At 65.4% G+C, this 19,237-nt stretch carries 19 protein-coding genes; 9 read left to right on the forward strand and 10 right to left on the reverse strand.

Features of this window, described 5'->3' with window-relative positions; translation table 11 throughout:
• Positions 1-149 precede the first annotated feature (149 nt).
• From JWQ90_RS14170 to JWQ90_RS14180, 3 genes are all read right to left on the reverse strand, one after another.
• Complete coding sequence (locus JWQ90_RS14170; RefSeq protein ID WP_299695309.1) at positions 150-1,664, reverse strand: CoA-acylating methylmalonate-semialdehyde dehydrogenase; 1,515 nt, start codon at positions 1,662-1,664, stop codon at positions 150-152.
• A 100-nt stretch (positions 1,665-1,764) separates the two neighbouring features.
• Positions 1,765-2,592: an enoyl-CoA hydratase/isomerase family protein gene (locus JWQ90_RS14175; RefSeq protein ID WP_299695312.1), complete on the reverse strand. Its 828-nt coding sequence runs from the start codon at positions 2,590-2,592 to the stop codon at positions 1,765-1,767.
• A gap of 37 nt (positions 2,593-2,629) precedes the next feature.
• Entirely contained in the window at positions 2,630-3,013 is a 384-nt protein-coding gene (locus JWQ90_RS14180) for an EthD domain-containing protein (RefSeq protein WP_299695315.1), read from the reverse strand.
• A 261-nt stretch (positions 3,014-3,274) separates the two neighbouring features.
• Between JWQ90_RS14180 and JWQ90_RS14185 the strand changes: the two genes are divergently transcribed.
• From JWQ90_RS14185 to JWQ90_RS14200, 4 genes are read left to right on the forward strand one after another with little or no spacing between them, the layout of a single operon-like run.
• Positions 3,275-4,411, forward strand: a complete 1,137-nt coding sequence (locus tag JWQ90_RS14185) for an acyl-CoA dehydrogenase family protein (protein WP_299695318.1) — start codon at positions 3,275-3,277, stop codon at positions 4,409-4,411.
• Complete coding sequence (locus JWQ90_RS14190; protein WP_299695321.1) at positions 4,411-5,319, forward strand: acyl-CoA dehydrogenase family protein; 909 nt, start codon at positions 4,411-4,413, stop codon at positions 5,317-5,319. The genes JWQ90_RS14185 and JWQ90_RS14190 overlap by 1 nt, the downstream gene beginning before the upstream one ends.
• Positions 5,320-5,357: 38 nt before the next feature.
• Positions 5,358-5,648: a DUF1330 domain-containing protein gene (locus JWQ90_RS14195; protein ID WP_299695324.1), complete on the forward strand. Its 291-nt coding sequence runs from the start codon at positions 5,358-5,360 to the stop codon at positions 5,646-5,648.
• Between the two features lie 60 nt (positions 5,649-5,708).
• Positions 5,709-6,362 carry an NUDIX hydrolase gene (locus tag JWQ90_RS14200; protein WP_299695327.1) on the forward strand — a complete coding sequence of 218 codons (654 nt, stop codon included), beginning with the start codon at positions 5,709-5,711 and terminating at the stop codon, positions 6,360-6,362.
• 22 nt (positions 6,363-6,384) lie between these two features.
• Here the strand turns inward: JWQ90_RS14200 and JWQ90_RS14205 are convergent, their stop codons facing one another.
• Complete coding sequence (locus tag JWQ90_RS14205) at positions 6,385-7,353, reverse strand: flavin reductase family protein (RefSeq protein WP_299695330.1); 969 nt, start codon at positions 7,351-7,353, stop codon at positions 6,385-6,387.
• A 253-nt stretch (positions 7,354-7,606) separates the two neighbouring features.
• Here JWQ90_RS14205 and JWQ90_RS14210 point away from each other — a divergent pair, with 253 nt between their 5' ends.
• Positions 7,607-8,638 carry an NAD(P)-dependent alcohol dehydrogenase gene (locus JWQ90_RS14210; RefSeq protein ID WP_299695333.1) on the forward strand — a complete coding sequence of 344 codons (1,032 nt, stop codon included), beginning with the start codon at positions 7,607-7,609 and terminating at the stop codon, positions 8,636-8,638.
• Positions 8,639-8,738: 100 nt separating this feature from the next.
• On the opposite strand, the gene JWQ90_RS14215 is transcribed toward JWQ90_RS14210, so the two are convergent.
• From JWQ90_RS14215 to JWQ90_RS14240, 6 genes are all read right to left on the reverse strand, one after another.
• Positions 8,739-9,971 (reverse strand): DUF1214 domain-containing protein, encoded by a 1,233-nt coding sequence (locus tag JWQ90_RS14215; RefSeq protein WP_299695336.1) that lies wholly within the window; start codon positions 9,969-9,971, stop codon positions 8,739-8,741.
• Positions 9,972-9,993: 22 nt separating this feature from the next.
• Positions 9,994-10,809 (reverse strand): TIM barrel protein, encoded by an 816-nt coding sequence (locus JWQ90_RS14220; RefSeq protein ID WP_299695339.1) that lies wholly within the window; start codon positions 10,807-10,809, stop codon positions 9,994-9,996.
• Between the two features lie 31 nt (positions 10,810-10,840).
• Positions 10,841-12,010, reverse strand: coding sequence for a sulfotransferase (locus tag JWQ90_RS14225; RefSeq protein WP_299695342.1), 1,170 nt, complete (start codon positions 12,008-12,010; stop codon positions 10,841-10,843).
• The gene (locus JWQ90_RS14230) at positions 12,007-13,137 is read right to left on the reverse strand and encodes an LLM class flavin-dependent oxidoreductase (protein ID WP_299695345.1); all 1,131 of its coding nucleotides are present in this window, start codon (positions 13,135-13,137) and stop codon (positions 12,007-12,009) included. The genes JWQ90_RS14225 and JWQ90_RS14230 overlap by 4 nt, the downstream gene beginning before the upstream one ends.
• A gap of 287 nt (positions 13,138-13,424) precedes the next feature.
• On the reverse strand, positions 13,425-14,333 hold the full coding sequence (locus JWQ90_RS14235) for a helix-turn-helix domain-containing protein (RefSeq protein WP_299695348.1): 909 nt from the start codon (positions 14,331-14,333) through the stop codon (positions 13,425-13,427).
• Between the two features lie 238 nt (positions 14,334-14,571).
• Positions 14,572-15,351 (reverse strand): methyltransferase domain-containing protein, encoded by a 780-nt coding sequence (locus JWQ90_RS14240; protein WP_299695351.1) that lies wholly within the window; start codon positions 15,349-15,351, stop codon positions 14,572-14,574.
• A 47-nt stretch (positions 15,352-15,398) separates the two neighbouring features.
• Between JWQ90_RS14240 and JWQ90_RS14245 the strand changes: the two genes are divergently transcribed.
• The 4 genes from JWQ90_RS14245 (at position 15,399) to JWQ90_RS14260 (ending at position 19,204) form a co-directional block, all read left to right on the forward strand.
• Entirely contained in the window at positions 15,399-16,046 is a 648-nt protein-coding gene (locus tag JWQ90_RS14245) for a hypothetical protein (RefSeq protein ID WP_299695354.1), read from the forward strand.
• 133 nt (positions 16,047-16,179) lie between these two features.
• Complete coding sequence (locus JWQ90_RS14250) at positions 16,180-16,980, forward strand: SDR family NAD(P)-dependent oxidoreductase (protein ID WP_299695357.1); 801 nt, start codon at positions 16,180-16,182, stop codon at positions 16,978-16,980.
• A gap of 72 nt (positions 16,981-17,052) precedes the next feature.
• Positions 17,053-17,877: a TIM barrel protein gene (locus tag JWQ90_RS14255; RefSeq protein ID WP_299695360.1), complete on the forward strand. Its 825-nt coding sequence runs from the start codon at positions 17,053-17,055 to the stop codon at positions 17,875-17,877.
• Between the two features lie 19 nt (positions 17,878-17,896).
• The gene (locus JWQ90_RS14260; RefSeq protein WP_299695363.1) at positions 17,897-19,204 is read left to right on the forward strand and encodes a hypothetical protein; all 1,308 of its coding nucleotides are present in this window, start codon (positions 17,897-17,899) and stop codon (positions 19,202-19,204) included.
• Positions 19,205-19,237: the final 33 nt, after the last annotated feature.

Below are 19,237 nucleotides of genomic sequence, written 5' to 3' on the forward strand. Positions count from 1 at the left end.
AGGGTGGCGCGGAGCGCCGGGTGAGGGGCTTCTTCCCGCCGAACAGCCCCTCATCCGCCCCTTCGGGGCAGCATCGAACGCAAGCGGGAGAAGGGACCGCAATGCTTAAGGTAGTGCCATTGGGGTCGAGACCCGCCCTGCGAGCTTCCTTACTGCGCCGTCGGCATCATGAACTCCGGACCCTTCGACGTGCTGTCGGGCCAGCGCTGCATGATGCTTTTATAGCGCGTGTAGAAGCGCACGCCTTCCATACCGTAGGCGTGGGTGTCGCCGAACAGGCTGCGCTTCCAGCCGCCGAAAGAGTGCCAGGCCATCGGCACCGGGATCGGCACGTTGATGCCGACCATGCCGACCTGCACGCGGCGCGAGAACTCGCGGGCCGTTTGGCCGTCGCGCGTGAAGCAGGCGACGCCGTTGCCGAACTCGTGCGCATTGATCAGTTCCAACGCGCTGGCAAAGTCCGGCACGCGCACCACGCTCAGCACCGGTCCGAATATTTCTTCCTTGTAGATGGTCATTTCCGGCGTGACCTTGTCGAACAGCGTGCCGCCTATGAAGAAGCCCTTCTCGCAGCCGGGAACGCTCATTCCGCGGCCGTCGACGACGAGCCTGGCGCCCTGCTTCACGCCGGCTTCGATGTAGCCTTCGATCCTGGCCTTGTGGATCGCTGTCACCACCGGGCCCATTTCCGCGGCCGGATCGGTACCGTTGCGGATGATCAGCTTCTTCGCCTTGGCCGCGACTTTCTCCACCAGGCTGTCAGCGATGTCGCCGACGACCACGGCCACCGAGATTGCCATGCAGCGTTCACCCGCCGAGCCGTAGGCGGCACCGATCAGTGCGTCGACAGCCTGGTCGATATCGGCGTCGGGCATGATCACCATGTGATTCTTGGCGCCGCCCAGCGCCTGCACGCGCTTGCCGCGGCGCGTACCTTCGGAATAGATGTATTCGGCGATTGGTGTCGAGCCGACGAAGGACAGCGCCTGCACGTCCGGATGCGCGAGCAGCCCGTCGACAGCCAGCTTGTCGCCCTGCAGCACGTTGAATACGCCGTCGGGGAGACCGGCCTTCTTCAGCAGTTCGGCGACCAGCAGCGAAGGCGAGGGATCGCGCTCGGACGGCTTGAGTACGAAGGTGTTGCCGCAGGCCAGGGCCATCGGGAACATCCACATCGGCACCATCACCGGGAAGTTGAACGGCGTGATGCCGGCGACCACGCCCAGCGGCTGGCGCAGGTTCCAGTTGTCGATGCCGCCGCCGATGTTGTCGCTGTGCGAGCCCGCCAACAGGTGCGGAGCGCCCATCGCGAATTCGACGATCTCGATGCCGCGCGTGACTTCGCCGGCGGCATCCGACAGCACCTTGCCATGTTCCTGAGTGATCAGCCTGGCCAACTCGTCGCGGTTGGTTTCGAGCAGTTCGCGGAAGCGCATCAGGATGCGCGCTCGGCGCAGCGGCGCCGTCGCCGACCAGGCCGGGAAGGCCTTCGCAGCCGCCGCTACGCCGGCATCGACATCCGCCTGCGTGGCCAGCGTGACTTTGCCGGTGACGGCACCCGTTGCCGGATTGAAGACGTCGCTGGTGCGCGCGTCCCCCGCCTGGCGCACAGCGCCAGCGATGTAATGTCCAAGGGTGGCAACGGGAGAGGCAGACGAATTCATGGCGGTCTTATGGCGCTGTAGGAACACCATATTAAGCCGCATCCGTTCCGCATAAGCCAATGAGTTAATCTGGCATCGATATAAGAAACACCAATGTTGCCTATCCGTTCTGGTCCCTGCTCGAAGACGCCGACGCCGCCTGCTTGTCGACCAGGGCCTTGACCGCGTCGCGATGGTCGGCCGAGCGGACACTGAGCGACTCGTAGGCCACGCCGGCATCCAGCACCGCGTGGGCGATGCGCTTGAGTTCCAGGTTGAGCAGCACCTTGGTCCAGCGGATCGCGTTGGTCGAGCCTTTCAGCAGGCGCTCGCAGTGCGCATCCACCGCGGCATCGAGTTCGGCGGCCGGCAGGCAGTGATTGACCAGCCCGATCTCCTCGGCCTTTTGGGCCGTGAGCAGGTCGCCGGTCATCAGGTATTCCTTGGCGCGGCCGAGGCCGATGCGCTGTGCCCAGATCGCCGCGCCGCCGTCGCCTGCGACCAGGCCGATATTGACGTGCGGGTCGCCGATCTTGGCCCTGTCCGCAGCGAAGATCACGTCGCACAGCAGCGCCAGCGTCGCGCCCAGGCCGACGGCGTGGCCGTTGAGCCGGCAGATCAGCGGCTTGTCCAGGTCCAGCATCGAGAACACGATGCGTTTGGCGCAGCGCGCTTCCTGGTCGAACAGCTCGGGGTTGGCCGCGTTGCGCGTGATGTGCTGCAGATCTCCGCCCGCGGAGAAAGCCCGGCCGGCTCCGGTCAGTACGACGACATCGGAATGTGGGTCCCTGGCCGCGAACACGAATACCTCGGCCAGCTCCTCGTGCATGTCGAAGTTGCAGGCGTTGAGCAGCTCGGGACGGTTGAGCGTGATGGTCAGCCGGCGGCCCTGGCGGGTGAGCAGCAGGGTGCTGTAGACGGGCGGGGATGTCGGATCGGTAGAGGCCATGGGGCGCTGCGATTGTGGGTGTTGGTTGGGCGAGAGGCTAAACGATCCCGCCCGCGAGCACGGTCTCATGCTCGACGACGGTGATGTAGCGAATCTTCGTGCGATCGAACACGCGCTCTTCGTCGGCAATGACGTCGGGCGGCAGTTTGCCGCGCGCCGCGAACTTCGCCACCGTGTCGAAAGCTGCCTTGTCTTCGTACCAGAGCTCGGTGACGACGTCGAAATCCAGGGCCTCGGCTTGACGGTCCAGATCCCCGCCCAGGGGCTCCACGTAGCGGCGGATGTAGCGCTTCAGCTGGCCGGTGTCGTACTTCAGGGCGAGCTTGCTATGCACGTTCTCGTAGTAGTCGCGGAATGCCTCGGTCGACATGCCCGGGCGGCGCTTGATGAAAAGCAGCAATTTGTACAACGGTGTTGACATCATCGCCTCCAGGTCAAATAGTTGGCTCGTCGATCGTGGCTGCGCCATTCACCGCTGCGCCTCAGTACAATTCCCGCGTCGCGTGCCCTTATGCTGGTCAGGATATCCGCAGGCCGTGCGAATATCCCGGCGAACTTTATAACCCGGAGGCAGCGCGCACGCACCTTGTGCTGATTGACGACTGAGGAGACGGCTGGCGAACATTGCCGTGTTCCGCCGTCTCTTGTGCACCGCAACCACTCCAGACCGTGGACGACCCTGATGGAATTTGATTGGACTCCAGAGCAACTGAGCTTTCGCGCGACGGTGCGGAGCTTTCTTGCCGAGCATCTTCCGCCGAACTGGGAGACCGTCGCGCACGGTCCTGCGTCGGAAGTGCAGAGCGAGTTTGCGGACGTGTTCTGCCGCAAGCTGGCCGAAGCCGGCCTGCTGGTGCCGCACTGGCCCGCACGCTGGGGCGGACGCGACGCCGACGCCTGGACCGCCTTCATCCTCGCCGAGGAAATGTGGATGGCCGGCGAACCCCGCGGCGGCCAGTACATGAACGTCAACTGGATCGGGCCGACGCTGATGCGCTTCGGCAGTGAGGAGCAGCAGCAGCGTTACATCCCACCGATGGCGGGCGGCGCGACGATTTGGTGCCAGGGCTTCTCCGAGCCCGAGGCCGGCTCCGACCTGGCCTCGCTGCGCACGCGCGCCGACAGGCATGGCTCGAACTACCGCATCAACGGCCAGAAGATCTGGACCTCGTACGCCGGCTACGCCGACACCTGTTTTTTGCTGGCGCGCACCTCGCCCGGCAAGAACGGCATCTCGATCTTCCTCATTCCCATGGAAACGCCGGGCATCACCGTTCGCCAGATTCCGAGCGTGATCGGTGAAGGCGACATCCACGAAGTGTTCTTCGATGAAGTCGAGGTGCCGGGAACCGCGATGCTCGGCGCCGAAGGCCAGGCCTGGGAAATCACGCGCACCGCTCTGTCGCTGGAGCGTGTCGGCATTCCGCGCTTCGCTCTGGCCTCGCTGATGCTACATCGCGCGGTCGATCGCTTGAAGAAGGCCGGCCGCTACGGCGGCGGCGCCATCGAGCAGTCCGCCAGGGCGCACGCCGCCTGCGAATCGGCGCGGCTGTACAGCTACAACATCATCGACCAGCGCGTACGCGGCATCGCCACCGGGCCGGAGGCCAGCGCCGCGCGCGTCGCCACCGTCAGCGCCGAGCGCCTGGTCGGCGAGTTTGTCGTCGAGCATTGCCCCGAGGCGCTGGCTGGCGGCGAGCCGATGCTGCAGGCGCATCACCAGCGCGCCATCGTCGCCGGCATCGCTTCGGGCGCTGCCGAAATCCAGCTGAATCTCATCGCCACCGAATTGCTCAAGCTGCCGAGGGAGCCGCGCTGATGGACTTCACGCTCACGTCCGACCAGACCGCGCTGACCGACGCGATCGATCGCATCGCGCAGCAGTTCGACGCCAAGCCCACCGACTTCCACGGATTCGCCTTGTCCGGTGCAGCACTCGAACACCAGCTGACGGAAGGAGAATACTTCGATATCGCGCTGATCCCCGAGTTTGGGCCGCTGACGGCTGCGCTGGCAGTCGAGCGCCTCGCGCGCTCGGCCTTCGCGGCCGAGGCGGCGCTGTCGATGCTGGTGCGTCCGCAGCTGCCCGGCGAATGGCCGCGGCCCGTCGCCGTGGTCGAAAGCGGCCGGCCTGGCCGCTTCGTCGCCACCGCCAAAACCCTGATCGTGATCGATGGCGAGCGCATCAGCCTCGCGCGGCCGTCGCCGGGGGATGTCGAGGCGGTTGAGTCGCTGTATGCGTACCCGATGGGCCGGCTTGTCGGTAGCCCGGCGCTGACCAAGCTGTCCGCGGCTGACGCCGCGAATGTGCGCAAGTGGATGCGCGTCGCGCTGGCCGCGGAAGCGGCGGGCCTGATACAGGCCGCGATTGATTCCACCGTCGAACATCTTTCGATACGCAAGCAGTTCGGCCGCCCGCTCGGCACTTTCCAGGCGCTGCGCCACCGCATGGCCGAGTGTGCGGTGCTCGCCGGCGGCGTGCGCCTGCTCGCACGCAAGGCGGCTTTCAGCGGCAACGACGGCGACGCCGCGCTGGCCGCGCTGCACGCGCAGGACAGCGGCACGCGGATGGCCTACGAGATGCACCAGATGCTCGGCGCGATGGGCATGACGCTCGAACATCCGCTGCACCTGTGGACTTATCGCATCAAGGCCCTGCTGTCGGAACTCGGCGGGCGCGGCGGACAGGCTCAGGCCGTCGCGACGCACTGCTTCGGCAAACCCTAGTCACGCACGGAACGGTTTACTCAAACGGAGCAAGGACCATGGCGGCTTACATTCTGTTCATTCGCGAAAATCCAGTCCGCGACGCGGCAGAAATGGCGACATACGGGCAAATGAACCATAGCAATCCTCCCGATCCGAAGTTGAGCGCTCTGGCGGTCTACGGGGCTATCGACGCGCTGGAAGGTGCGGCACCGGACGGCGTCGTGCTGCTGCAGTTCCCGACCGTGGAAGACGCAAAAGCCTGGTACAACTCCCCCGGCTACCAGGCGGCCTCCGTTCACCGAAAAAAGGGCGCTGACTATCGCGCGTTGATCATCCAGGGGCTGTGAACACGGCGTTCACCCTGCACCGCGCGGCGCTTTCCAACCGATGCTCGGACGGCTGACAGCGTGAAACCGGCACCGCGCTTCTGCAGTGCCTGCGGCGCGCCGCTGGTCGAGCGCTTGATCCCCGCCGATAGCCGAATCCGGCTGGCCTGCTCAAGCTGCGGCATCGTCGCGTATTGCAACCCGCAGGTGCTCGTCACCGCGCTCGTCTCGGTGGAGGGGCAGGTCCTGCTGTGCCGGCGAGCGCAGCCTCCCGCGAAAGGACGCTGGGTCCTGCCGGGTGGATTCATTGAATGCAAGGAAACTCTGGGGGAGGCCGCTGTCCGCGAAACCTTGGAGGAAACGGGCATACGCCTCGATGTCAGCGAGCTGCGCTTGCATACGCTGTCGAGTCTTCCGGATATCGGCGAGATCTACGTCGGCTTGCGCATTTCGTTGGCGCAGCAGCAGAGCATCGTCATCGGCTCCGAATGCGAAGACGTCCGCTACTTCAGCGAAGCGGAGCTGCCGTGGGCTGAGCTGGCCTACCCGGACATCGGCAACTATCTGCGTCTGTTTTTCCGCGAGCAGCGTCGCAATGAATACGCGGTGCACTTCAGCCGGCTGGACGCCGCCGGTGCGGTGCGCAACAGCTATCGCGTTGCGGATGACGAAGCAATCCGCTTCGTAAGGTGCGACGGGGTGCTCGTTGCTCTGCTTGATTCCGACGACCGGTGAACCGCCTGCCCCAAGAGCCTTCTCAGGATGACCAGGGCGACGGAAGCCCCGGATCGGTCGCGTCAATGACGCGGTTCAGGAACTGCCTCAGCAGGTGGGTTTCGCTGGTGTCGAATCCATTTTCGGCATCCTCGCTCGCCGCCTTGGCCGCGGCCAGCAATTTGATGACGGCGCATTGCCCTTCCGGTGTGAGCGCAAGCTTCGCGTCGGTTTCGGCACTGGCCTGAACCAGGCCAAGCGTCGCGAGCCGGTGCCCGCAGTCGGCGTTGATACGCGTGCCGGTGTAGGACACCAGGCTGTCGAGTTGCGACAGCGAGCGGCCGTCCCGAACCCCCAGCATGCTCAGCGCGAAATATTCGGGAACGCCCAGTCCGTGCCGGTCCAGTTCAGGTTGCAGCCGCATAAAGATCTGATGGTAGGCGCGGCCCAGCTGATAGATCAGGAAGTCGGGCGCGAAAGCGCCGGGGGCTGCGCCCGGGTCGGCCGTGATCGCCGAAGGCACGTTCGACTTCGGCATTGCGAATGCGTAGCGTCCGCCCTTGAACACCAGCGGCTCGCGTTCGTAATGGTCGAACTCCAGCACTTCGCCGACCAGGATCAGGTGATCGCCGCCTTCGTACTGGAAGGCCATGCGGCATTGAAAGCGCGCAGTGCAGCCGTCCAGCAGCGGGATGCCGCCGGGGCCGCGTTCCAGTTGCAGGCCGGCGAAACGATCGACACCGCGCTTGGAGAATTGGCTGGCCAGAGTGTCCTGATCGCTCGCAAGAACGTGAACGGCGAAATGGCGCGCGGCGATGAAAGTGTTGATGTTGGTTGAAGATCTGCCGATGCTCCACAGCACCATCGGCGGGTCCAGCGAAACCGAGTTGAAGCTGTTGGCGGTCACGCCGACATCGTTGCCCGCCTCGTCGACCGTGGTGACGATGGTGACGCCCGTGGTGAAGGCGCCCAGGGCCTGACGAAACAGCTTTGCATCGATGTTGCTACCCATGGAAGCGCTCCGCGAGGGCCGGTACAGGTGAAAGTGCGCGAATTGTATGAATCGACAGATATGTTGGATAGCCGAGTATGTTGAATAGCCGAGGCCGCTAGAGTGTCTTTCTGGCACGGCCGCGTCCAGTGACTTTGCCGCCGATTGACAGCGCTCGGCATCCGGTACGCACCGGCCATGATGCCGCTTTGCAACAGCACGGCAGGCCGTGGCAGTCTCGCGGCCCGCGGATCGTCAGCCGGATCGGAGCACTATGAGCGCAGCGATGATGAAAGCCTGGAGCTGGCACAGCTTCGGCTCACTGGATGGACTGCAGCTGGAATCGCGGCCCATGCCACGGCCCGGACCCGGTGAAGTGCTGGTGCGCCTGCGCGCCAACTCGATCAACCAGCGTGACCTGATGGCGGCCCGCGGGGCATTGCCGCGCAACGGCCAGAGCAAGGTCGTGCCGCTCTGCGACGGTGCGGGCGAGGTCGTCGAGGTGGGCGAGGGTGTGCTCAGCATCGGTGTTGGCGAGCGTGTGATCGGCACCTTCTTCCAGCGCTGGCTCGCCGGCGCCTTGCAGCGCGAAAACACCGGGACGACGCTGGGCAGCGATGTCGACGGCCTGCTGCGCGAATATGCGGTGCTACCTGAAACCGGCGTGCTGCGCTTCCCGGCGCATCTGAGCTACGCCGAAGCCGCGACGCTGCCCTGCGCGGCGGTCACGGCCTGGTCGGCGCTGTTCACGAAGTGCGCGCTGCAGCCCGGCGAGACCGTGCTGACGCTCGGCAGCGGCGGCGTGTCGCTGTTCGCCTTGCAGTTGGCCAGGGCGGCCGGTGCGCGCGTGATCGTGACTACTTCGAGCGACGAGCGCGGCGAACGCCTCAGGCAGCTCGGCGCAGACGGCGTGGTCAACTATCGGAACGCGGACTGGCCGCAGCAGGTGCGTGCGCTGAGTGGCGGCAACGGTGTGGACGTGGTGGTCGAGAACGGCGGCGGTGGCACCTATGTGCAGTCGCTGACGGCCGCGGCCTGGCATGCGCGCATCGCCATCGTCGGGCTCATCACCGGCTTCACCGATCCCGGCGGCAGCCTGATGCCGATTCTGCTGAACGATCTTACGGTGCGCGCCGTACAGGTCGGCAGCCGCACCGACACCGAGAACCTGCTGCGATTTATCGGGACTGCGCAGCTGCGGCCCCTCATCGACAGCCGCTTTGGTTTCGATGACGCGCCGGCAGCGTATCGCCGTCTCGACAGCGGCGAGGCTTTCGGCAAGGTGGTCATCGAGCACGATGCGTAGTGATGCAGAACGTAGGGCGGGAGCATCCCGCCTTCCGCGTGGTGCAGAGGCGCGCAAGGCGGGATGCTCCCGCCCTACACGGGCTAGTCACACCCTTACATCAAAGGCTGTAACGCCAACGGATCGAGTTGAACCGCGCGTGCAGCTGCGCCGCTCTTTCTTGCCGCGACACTTTGACGCTGTCTGCGGGCAGTGCCTCGGCGAGCGCAGCGCGCTTGACCAGACGCGTGCGGAACACGGTCGATGCCTGGCTCAGCAGGCAGCGATAAGTCAGGTTGCCGCGCATGAAGCCCTGCGTGTCCAGCCAGTTGTGATAGCCGCAGTCGTCGTGGCTGAGGATCAGCCGGATCTTGCCGTCGCTGTCGACCGTGCTGCGGCTCGGCGTGTAGCTCACGGGGCGATACAGGTAGTCCATGCTGTTGAAGAACACGCCATTGTTCGAGACCATCCAGAAGCCCTCGTGGCTTTCGAACTCGACGATCAGCGCTTCATCGGCCGCGAGTTGCCAGCACAGGTGCGCGATGGAGCGGCCGCGCCTGACGTCGGCGCCATCGACGCCGGCCGTGCCTGGAAACCGGTTGACGTTCACCGGATCGACCACCGGAGCGCCGTATCGGTAGGGATGATCCGGCCAGTCGTTCATCAAGCCGGTGACAAAGTGCCCGGCCCAGTTCATCGCGGCGATCATCGTCTGCGGTGTCGGCAGTGGTCGCGGCTCCTCCATGTCGATGCGCTCGATGCGCATCTGCGCCGGCAACTCGTCCCAGCGATCGAAGCCCTGGCGCAGAAACAGCTTGCGCGATCCCGGCGTGGTTGGCAGCCAGTTGGGCCCGCGCTGCGGTCCGCCGATGTAAAGCTCAAAGCTGCCGTCTGCGTCGGCCTGCAACTGATGGCCGAACAGATTGGCTTCGGGAATGTCGCCGAAAGGCTCGTGCAGGCTTGGGATGTCGGTGCCCGGCTGCATCGAAGGCCGCGGTCCTTGCACGGTGAAATTCAGAAAGCGCGCGGTGCCCTTGTTGCCGCTGATCTTGTAGACCGATTCGCCGTCGATCCAGGCTTGCAGATACACGAAGTCCGCGGCGTCGCCGCCGAGCTTGCGGTTCGGTGCGCAGAAGGCATGCAGTGCGGGATACTTCGTATCCTTGGTTTCCAGCGCCAGATCGAAGGCCTGGCCGAGATTCTGCGTCAGGAAGCGGAAGGCGTCCGCGCGATGCAGCGGTGTCGCCGGGTTTTCATCCTTGAACACGCGCTCGCCGGCCTGCTGCAACTGCGAGCAGAACTGCTGCCAGGCGCTGCGCAGCGCGGCGTCGTCGGGGCTGGCTCCGAAACTCATCGATCTGCTCCCATGTTGATCTTCATGCGCCCAGCGATCGCAGCATCCTGCCGAGTTCCCCGGCTGCACGCGCAACCGCCGGTACGCGCCCTTCATGGTCGATTCGCGGTCCCAGCAGTTCCAGATCGAAGGCGCCCGCATAACCGGCCGCCAGCACCCATTCGAGCAGGCGCCACAGCGGAATCACGCCGTCGCCCGGAACCGCGCGCGAAGGCAGCGCGCGATCACCATAGACGTAGTCGCTGACCTGGATGATGTCGCAGCGCGGAATCGCGCGCATCATCGTTTCGCGCAGGCCGGCCTCAGTCCAGCAGGCGAAAAAATCGATGCAGACGCCCAGGTCCGCCATCTCGGCCAGTGCGAGCGTATCGCGCAGCGAGTGGACGATATGCAGATCGGCGTGCAGCACGGACGCGGGTTCGATCAGCAGCGACACGCCCGCGGCTTTCGCCTGCGCGGCGCAGGGTGCGACGGCGCCGCAGAAGGCTGCGGCCGCCTGCTCCCAGGTCAACGAGCCGTGCCCGCCGGTGAGCAGGTAGATAGAGCGTGCGTCGATCTGCCGCGCGATCTCGATCAGCTGCGTGAGCTGTGCACGCGGCTGTTGCCAGCTCGTCTCCTCAGGCGACAGATGTTGGCCCGGCATGAACACATGCGTAATGGTCTCCACGCGATAGCCGCCGCTGCTCAGAACCTGTTGTACCGCCGATAGCGGTTCCGTCAGCAATGTAGGGCTGACGAAGCTGACCCGCCGCGGCGCCAGTTCGCGCCAGTAGCCGGCCAACTGCGCCAGGCCCGCGTCGGGAAAGCAGGTCTGACCAGCCGATATTCGCTCGTGCATGCAGTGCTCCGTTTATGCGCGAAACGATACGCTAGTGGCGCTTCTCGATCTCGATCCCGAAGCGCTCGCGGAACGGCGCGAACTCACGATGCAACTCGTCGATGTCCACGCCGATGAGGTCTGCCGAATAGCTGAACTTGCCGTAGCGATCACCGCGGTTGTTCTTGAGGTAATGGCGCATCGCGGCCTCAGCGTCATCGGTCCAGGCCACGCCGCTGCGCTCGTAGAAGCGCCGGATCGTGCCGACCGGGTCGGCGGTGAAGTCGGTATAGCGCACGTGGTGGATGCGCGGGTCGTGGAGCATCGTCGCGCTCATCATCGCGGCCATGCCGGCACGGGCGTCGGCCAGCTGCATCGCAGCCTGCTCTTTCAGATCGACGTGGCCGACCATGCCCTCTGCCAGCTCCGCCGCCATCATGATGCGCGAGGCGATCACCTGTACCGGGTCGCGATGCGTCCAGATCATGTTGGCGTCCGGATAGGTGTCGAACATCGCCTCCAGGCGCCCGCCGTGGAAGCCCTTCAGCACCCAGTATTTCTTAGGCCTTGCGTACTGGAACTGCTGCAGCATCATCTTGTGAATCTGGTACTGCGCGCGCGGGTCCAGCGGCAGACCGCCGATCTTCATGCCCATCGGCACGCGCCACCAGGCAGTCGGTGTCATCATGCGGAAGTCGAGCGCCCAGGTGCGCTCGTCTTCGGGCAGGCCGTCACCGAGCATGTCGTTGTACGGGTGGCTGACCAGCCATTTCGGAATCTTGGTGTTGATATCGCGCCAGTCCGCATCGGCCTTTGCCTGGCGTGGATCGTCGTCGGCGGACAGGCCCGGTGGCGGCGAGGGATACATGACCTCCCAGAAGCGCAACGAGCGCGCATTTGGATCGACCGACATCAGCGCGTGCAGCAGCGTGGTCCCCGAGCGCGGCTGGCCGGTCGCGAACAGCGGCTTGACGATCTTCTCCTGGCTGATCGGATAACGCTTGCGATCTCCGAACAGCTGCAGGCGCGAAACGAGCAGCCAGTGGCAGGCGGCGGCCCCGGCGCGCTGGCCGGTTTCGTCCATGCCGAGGCTGTTCAGATGATCGACGGCTTTGCCGAAGCGGGTCTTGAAGCTGGCGTCGTCGCCGTAGTCGGACAGGCCGGCCTCGGCCTCGGCCGTTGCGAGCAGTGCCGCCGTGTCGAGAATCTTGCTCTGGCTCACGCGATGTCTCCACACAGACGCATCAGCTCATCCTCGGCTTCGCGCACCTTCTGTGCGGAACTCGCGGCATACGACAGGCCGGCCATGCCGCCGTAGTCCATGATTTTCGGCACACGCAGCCCGGCGTCGACGTAGCCCTTGATGATGCGTGCGACTTGTTTGGGCGTGCCGTGCGGTGTGATCGCGAGCAGCATTTCAGGCCGTGTTCTGCTGAGCATGTCCAGGATGCGTTCGCGCGGCAGCACGCCGGGCTCGATGTCCTGATAGCCGCGCCAGTTCTCCCCGAGCGGATGCTCGAAACCATGCGTCTTCAGAAGCCCGGCCGGGAACTGCATGATCAGCGACTTGACCAGCGGCGTGTCGAGGATCTTCGCCAGCTCCGCGTCGTCTCCGAGAAAGCAGATCTGGATGTAGGCCGGCACGATCGCGGCAGGATCGCGCCCTGCGCGCTCGGCGGAGTTGCGCACCGCCTGCAACTTGGCGGAGAAGTCCTCGGGTGTCCAGGCACCAGCCGGCCACCAGCCATCCGCGTAACGGCCGGCAATCTCGAGCATGCGCGGGCCGCTGGCACCGACCCAGATGCGCGGGAACTTGCCCTGATACGGCTCGGTATCCATGCGCGCGTGATGCAGCTTGAAGACCTGGCCTTCGAAGTCCACCGGGCCATCGCTGTCCCACAGCAGGCGAATGACTTTCAGCGCTTCTTCGAAGCGGCCCACAGGCTTGGAAAAGTCGAAGCCGTAGGGCACGGTGTTTTCGGTCTCGCCACTGCCCAGGCCCAGGATGAAGCGGCCCTTGGCGAGATGATCGATAGTCAGCGCGCTCTGTGCGAGCAGGGCCGGATGCCGCCGCACCGTATCGACAACACTGGTGGCCAGTGGAACGTTCTTGGTGAGTACCGCTGCGGCGGCGGCCACCGCCATGCCGTCGAGATGGCGATGCGGTGAAGGCGAAGCCGTTGCCAGATCGGTGAACTCCGGCGTCCAGATCGAGTCCGGCCAGAAGCTGACCATGTGATCGGGCAGCCAGATCGAGTGATAGCGGCCGCTGTCGAGGTCGGCGAGCCGCGCCGGTGACAGGTCCATGGGCAGGGTGGTGCGCAAAAACGCGGCGGGTTGAACTTTCATCGCGGTTTTCTCCTGGGGCCTTGCAGGTCGCCCTGGCCATCGGTATCGATGGATGGGCGACGCGGTATGCGCCGGACTATAACGCGGCGATACCGGAATTCGGTTTCCAGAGTTGGAAAAGCGAGCGGTTGGTGATGGCCAATCCGTCGTCGTTCCAGCGAACGCGCGAACACAGCGTGTAGGTTGGGGTGAGCGCAGCGAACCCCAACATCGGCGCGGCGTTGGCCCTGATCGGGCGGTGATCGTTGGGGTTCGCTGCGCTCACCCCAACCTACCCCCAACCCAACTTAGCTCCAAGCCCCTACCCGCGGTCTGCGCCCGTGCGTCTCCCCGGTCACATGCGCCGCAGCCGTGCATAGACGCTCCGCCAGCTGCAAGGCCTCGCCGCCGTCGAAATTGCCGGCAAAACCCGACATGGACATCGACAGCACCACCTCACCGCCAGCCGAGAACACCGGCGCCGAGATGTAGGCCAGCCGCAGCGATGCGTCGCGGTCCAGCGTCAGCAACTGGAACTCGTCCTTCGACAGATCGCCCAGCAAGCGGCGCATCTGTGCCCAATAATGCGCGTCGTGAAACTTGGCGGCGTGATCCCAGATCATCTGCCACACGGATTTCACCGCGGGGCCGTCGGCCGCCACAGCGAAGCCGCGCAGGCGGATCGTCTCCAGCGCGCTGCGCAGGTAAACGCGCATCTCCTCTCCGCGCGCGCCGGTGCCGGTTCCGCGTGCAAGGTAGGCTTCGATGCTGGCCGGCTCGGCCCAGGCGACATGGCCAAGCCCCAGCGGCGGAATGAAAGGGCGGCGCTCTCCCACATGGCGGATGCCCTGGTCGGCCGGCGTAGAGCCGGTCTTGGCCACCGAGATCAGCTCCTCGTCGAATACCACCGTGGCCACGCACTGCAAGCCCAGCTCTGCGGTCAACCGCGCCATCTCCCCGCGTGCCAGCTGCACGGCCGGGTGCCGTTCCAGCGCGGCCTGGCCGACGGCGACGAGCGTCAGTCCCAGCGAATAGGTCTTGTGCTTGGCGTGGCGGCTGAGATATCCGGCCTCCGTCAGCGACTTCAGCGCGCGATGCGTCGAGCCTGTGCTGATCGGCAGGTGATCGAGAACCTCGGACAGCGAGAAGGACTCGGTCGGATGCGCCGCGAAGAAGTTGATCAGGTCGATAATGCGATTGCTGGAGCCCTCACTCATGCACGTGGACTCCCGGTTTCGCAGCGCTTTAGGAATGATGGCGGCCCATACCGCAGATAGCGCGACCCGCCGCGCTATGCACAGAATAACAAGCCCGCAAGCCTGGATCGCAACAGCGCATCCCCCGCCATCGAAAGAAAGTACAGGCAAGCAGCCAATCAAGCCTCGATCCGGGGTTCACATGTTTCGAGGCCATGACGGCAGCTTGTGAATGTTTCGTTATCACGGCGACACGACGCTAACGCTCCCAGACCAGCAGCGCCATCGGGTAACTCACCACGATGGCGCCCTGCTCGGTGCGCGCGGCGAGCCCAAGGCGATCGTCACCGCTGTCGGCGTCGGCCTGGTACAGCGCACGCAGGCGCGGCCAGTCTTCCGGGTTCGGGAAAGAGCCCGCGAGTACCGGCTCCAGCGGCGTGGTGGAGACGTAGCGCTCGACCACGTGCTCGCTCAGTCCGGCTTGGGTGCCCAGCGCGCGCAGCTGGTCCAGCGTCAGTGCGCGCACATGCGACGGATCGCGCAGACGCTCGCTGGCATTGAAGGCCTCGGCCTTGTCGGCTGCCGGCGCCATGTCGGTCACGGCCACGCGTCCGCCCGGTGCGCAGACGCGCGCCATCTCACGCACGACCGCGGCGGGATCGGCCACGTGATGCAGGCTCGCGCTCGTCACCACCAGCGTGAAGCGGCCGCTGTCGAACGGCAGCGGCAGCGCGTCGCCGATCTGGAAGTGGGCGTTGCGCACGCCGCTTGCTGCCTGCTGGCGTTGCGCCTCGGCAATCATGTTCGGCGTCAGGTCGATGCCGACGGTCTCGGCCACGAGCGGCGCCAGCGCCAGCGTGATCTTGCCCGGGCCGCAGGCGACGTCGAGCACGCGGTCACCGGGCTGCGGTTGCAGGGCTGCGATCAGGCGCAGCAGGCGCTGGTCGCGCGCGGCTCCGCGGACGAGCTGGGCATAGAGCGGAGCCTGGCGCTCGAACTGATCCAGAACAGCGGTCTTCTGCGCTTCGTGATCTCGCATGGTGTTCTCCTTTTCCTGCAGGCCAGCATGGCGCTAGCCTGTTCGGCATGCGCGCTTCCGACGGCCAAAATCACCCTCCTGGCGGCCATGCCTTGCCGGTATCGCCGCTCCACCGCCTGCGCGCGGCGGACAGCAGCACGCGAGCGGGCGCGTATCAGAGCAGCGAGATGTCGGTCGACACCGGTTGGCACCACCACGATCTGCACCAGCTGATCTATGCCTTCGAGGGCCGCCTGGAGGTGGAGAGCCCGGCGGCGCGCTACCTGCTGGCGCCGCAGCTGATGGCCTGGATTCCGGCGGGCCTGTCGCATCGCACGCACATCCACTGGGTGCGGTCGGGTTCGGTGTTCTTCATGCCCGACATGGTCGAGGATGACGGCGGCCGCATTCGCATCCTGCGTGCCACCAGCTTCATGCGCGAAATGCTGCAGACGGCGATGCGCTGGCCGATCTACGCGCCCGAATTGCCGATGGGACGCTCGTACTTCGAGACCCTGGCCTACCTGTGCCGCGAGTGGCTGCAGGCCGAAACCTCGCTGCACCTGCCGACGACGCGAGACCCCAAGCTCGCAGCCGCGATGGCCTATACGCAGTCCTGTCTAGCCGATTCCAGCTTCGCCGAGGCCTGTCGGAAACGCTCAGGACCTCGTTTCGCAATTGCGTCCCGCAATCGACGTCATCTGCGCTTTGCATAGTCACCACTCCTGAGCGAAGCTCAATGACTCGTTTTGCGGCAGTGCTGCGAGTCGGAGCCAACGGGGCCTATTCACCAGGTGGCATTGAACTGCTCGGGCAAAGCCGATCGGTAACTACAGAGTTGAACATCCAATGAGCAACAACGAATTCGCAGATCGGTATGGTCCCGTGGCACTGGTCACGGGCGCTTCCTCCGGTATCGGCCGGTCATTCGCCGAAGTGCTGGCCGCCAAGGGACTGGACGTGGTCGTGGTGGCACGCCGGGCGCAGCGGCTGCATGAGCTGGCCGCGCGTCTGGAGCCGCAGTACGGCGTCAAGCTCACCGTGCTGGAGGCCGATCTTTCGGATGCTGCCGCGGCGCAGCAGATTGTGAATGCCACGGCCTCTCTGGATATAGGCCTGCTGGTGAGCAACGCCGGCTATGGTTTCAAGGGCCACTACGATAGCGCCGATCCCAAGGCGATGGCCGAGGTGCTGATGGTGAACTGCAACACGCCAATGCTGCTGGCTCGCGGCTTCGTTCCGCGGCTGCGTCAACGAGGCCGGGGCGGCATCCTCTTCACGAGTTCGGTCGAAGGCTTTCTCGGCGGCCCTTACTCCACGGTTTATGCGGCGACCAAGGGATTCATGAACAGCCTCGGCGAGGGGCTCTGGGGCGAGCTGACACCGGAGGGTATCAGCGTGCTGACGCTGTGCCCCGGCGCGACCGATACCGAGGCTGCGCGCAATCAGGGCATCGATCCCTCGACGCTGCGCAACGTGATGTCGCCGGACGATGTGGCCAGCCTCGCGCTAGACAACTTCGACAATGGCCCGACGTACATCCCGAGCGAGCACTACCGGGCGAGTTTCGCCCATCTGCTGTCGATGCCACGCCGGGATGCGTTGATGGCGATGGCCAAGGCGATGAAGCCAGCCTCTGCCAAGACCTGATCCGGCGCCGCATCAACGGGGCATTGGACTCGCTGCGCGAGATTCACGTTAATGGAATCGGAGCCTCGTCTAATGGACAGAGTCGGTATCGAATTTCTCAGCGTATTCAGTCTGCCGCCGGTGCAGTACGTCAATCTCGCAGCGGATCTGGGCTGCCACCACATCTCCACCGGCCTGACGACGGTGCCGGGCTACAACCCGCACGCTTATCCGGCGTGGTCACTGCGTGAGGATCGCGCGCTGAGGCAGGAGATGATCGCCGTGATGCGCGACCGCGGCGTGTCGATTTCGCTGGGCGAAGGCTTCTCGATCCGTCCGAACATGGATGTGCGCGAGCGCGCGGCCGACCTGGCGCTGATGTGCGAGCTGGGGGTCAGGCGCATCAATGCCGTCGCCATCGATCCGGATCGCGCGCGCAGCTTCGACCAGCTCGCGGTGCTGGCCGAGATGGCGGCAGCCTGCGACGTCGAAACGACGATGGAATTCGGCCCGGGAATGACCGTGGGCGACCTTGCCACCGCAGTGGCGGCGGTGCGCCACGTCGGGCGGCCGGATTTCCGGCTGCTGATCGATACGATGCACCTGTGCCGTTCGGGCTCGGGAGCGGCCGACCTCGCGGCGCTAGCTCCGGCGATGATCGGTTATGTGCAGCTGTGCGATGTGCCGCTGGTGTCAAAGCACTCCAGCTACATGGAAGAGGCGATGGGCGCGCGAATGGTGCCAGGCACCGGCGAACTGCCGCTGCGCGACATTCTCGCCGCGCTGCCGCGTCAGCTGGTGGTCAGCCTCGAAGTTCCGCAGCTGGCGCTGGCGGAGGCCGGCGTGGGTCCGTACGAGCGCCTCGGCCGATGCGTCAAAGCGGCGCGCGGTCTGCTGACCCAGCTCGATGTCCAATAACCGCGAACAGGTCATTGCCATGAAGAATGTTGAGCCGAAGCGGCGGGTGCTGACAGCTGTCGTGCTGCTTTGCTGCGCGCAATCCTTGGCGGCCGAGGATGGCCCGCCGCCGCCCGCCGCGGAGATCAAGCTGCCGGCTGTCGCCGGCTGGAACGAGTTCGTCGACGGCCTGCGTGGCCTGCCCGAGCGCATGCTGGCGAAGCTGCCCGAGTCCATGCGCAACGATCCGCAGGTGCAGCAGGAAGTCGGCCGGCTGATGCTGGAATCACTGGCCTCCTCAACGCTCGACGCCATCGGCGGCGATGGCGATTTCCCGTCGTTCCTGCCGGTGATCGGGCAACTGATGAACATCGGCCAGCCGAATGCCGACACGGTGTACCGCAGCGCGCGCATCACGCCCGGCGGCAGCTACCGCATGCGCGGGCAGCGCGGCAGCCTGCGCATGCTCGTCATCGCCGAAACCGGGCCTTCACCCGGCGAGCCGGGCTTCGATCCCGCGCACGCGCGAGCGCCGCGCAGCACGCACGATCTCAACGCGCTCGAGCTCGATGCTCAGGGCCGCTTCGATGTGCTGCTGAGTCCGCAGCGGCCCGATGCTTATGCGGGCGACTGGTGGCCGCTGTCGCCGACGACGGACAAGCTGTTGCTGCGCATGGTCAGCAGCGACTGGAGCCGCGAGCGCGATCCGACGATCGCCATCGAACGCGTCGATAAGCCGATGGACAAGCCGCGACGCAGCGCGGCCGAGCTCGAACAGCGTCTGCGCCGGCTGCCGAATGCAGCCGCGTTCATGGCCCTTCTGTTCGCCGACCATGTCGAGCAATTGCGCAAAGAGGGCTATGTCAACAAGCTCAAGGTATTCGATACCTCGCAGATCGGCGGCCTCGCCAACCAGTTCTACTACGAAGGCGCCTACGATCTGCGCGACGATGAGGCGCTGATCGTGGAGGCCACGGTGCCTGCGCATTGCTTGTACCGCTCGATCATCCTGACCAACGAGATCTACGAAACCATCGACTGGTACAACAATCACAGCAGCCTCAACGATACCCAGGCCGCCGCTGATGCGGACGGTGTGCTGCGCGTGGTGGTCTCGGCGAAAGACCCTGGCGTGCCGAACTGGCTCGACACGGCGGGCTATCCGCGCGGCGTCATACAGGGACGTTGGACCGAGTGCGACTCGAAGCCGGTGCCCAGTGTGCGCAAGCTCGCGTTTTCCAAGCTGCGCAAAGCCTTGCCGCGCGATACTGCGACGGTTACCGCGGAGCAGCGCGAACGCGTGATTCGCGAGCGCCGCATCCAGTTGCAGCAGTGGCCGCTGTGGTGATGCGCGCGCCGCTCAACGAAACAGGAGCCACAC

This window comes from Hydrocarboniphaga sp. (assembly GCF_028291725.1).
GTDB lineage: Bacteria > Pseudomonadota > Gammaproteobacteria > Nevskiales > Nevskiaceae > Hydrocarboniphaga.

What these genes read in the sequence shown, in the direction of transcription:
- JWQ90_RS14170 (WP_299695309.1), bottom strand. Translation starts at nt 1,664, where the DNA reads ATGAATTCGTCTGCCTCTCCCGTTGCCACCCTTGGACATTACATCGCT.
- JWQ90_RS14175 (WP_299695312.1), bottom strand. Translation starts at nt 2,592, where the DNA reads ATGGCCTCTACCGATCCGACATCCCCGCCCGTCTACAGCACCCTGCTG.
- JWQ90_RS14180 (WP_299695315.1), bottom strand. Translation starts at nt 3,013, where the DNA reads ATGTCAACACCGTTGTACAAATTGCTGCTTTTCATCAAGCGCCGCCCG.
- JWQ90_RS14185 (WP_299695318.1), top strand. Translation starts at nt 3,275, where the DNA reads ATGGAATTTGATTGGACTCCAGAGCAACTGAGCTTTCGCGCGACGGTG.
- JWQ90_RS14190 (WP_299695321.1), top strand. Translation starts at nt 4,411, where the DNA reads ATGGACTTCACGCTCACGTCCGACCAGACCGCGCTGACCGACGCGATC.
- JWQ90_RS14195 (WP_299695324.1), top strand. Translation starts at nt 5,358, where the DNA reads ATGGCGGCTTACATTCTGTTCATTCGCGAAAATCCAGTCCGCGACGCG.
- JWQ90_RS14205 (WP_299695330.1), bottom strand. Translation starts at nt 7,353, where the DNA reads ATGGGTAGCAACATCGATGCAAAGCTGTTTCGTCAGGCCCTGGGCGCC.
- JWQ90_RS14210 (WP_299695333.1), top strand. Translation starts at nt 7,607, where the DNA reads ATGAGCGCAGCGATGATGAAAGCCTGGAGCTGGCACAGCTTCGGCTCA.
- JWQ90_RS14215 (WP_299695336.1), bottom strand. Translation starts at nt 9,971, where the DNA reads ATGAGTTTCGGAGCCAGCCCCGACGACGCCGCGCTGCGCAGCGCCTGG.
- JWQ90_RS14220 (WP_299695339.1), bottom strand. Translation starts at nt 10,809, where the DNA reads ATGCACGAGCGAATATCGGCTGGTCAGACCTGCTTTCCCGACGCGGGC.
- JWQ90_RS14230 (WP_299695345.1), bottom strand. Translation starts at nt 13,137, where the DNA reads ATGAAAGTTCAACCCGCCGCGTTTTTGCGCACCACCCTGCCCATGGAC.
- JWQ90_RS14235 (WP_299695348.1), bottom strand. Translation starts at nt 14,333, where the DNA reads ATGAGTGAGGGCTCCAGCAATCGCATTATCGACCTGATCAACTTCTTC.
- JWQ90_RS14240 (WP_299695351.1), bottom strand. Translation starts at nt 15,351, where the DNA reads ATGCGAGATCACGAAGCGCAGAAGACCGCTGTTCTGGATCAGTTCGAG.
- JWQ90_RS14245 (WP_299695354.1), top strand. Translation starts at nt 15,399, where the DNA reads ATGCGCGCTTCCGACGGCCAAAATCACCCTCCTGGCGGCCATGCCTTG.
- JWQ90_RS14250 (WP_299695357.1), top strand. Translation starts at nt 16,180, where the DNA reads ATGAGCAACAACGAATTCGCAGATCGGTATGGTCCCGTGGCACTGGTC.
- JWQ90_RS14255 (WP_299695360.1), top strand. Translation starts at nt 17,053, where the DNA reads ATGGACAGAGTCGGTATCGAATTTCTCAGCGTATTCAGTCTGCCGCCG.
- JWQ90_RS14260 (WP_299695363.1), top strand. Translation starts at nt 17,897, where the DNA reads ATGAAGAATGTTGAGCCGAAGCGGCGGGTGCTGACAGCTGTCGTGCTG.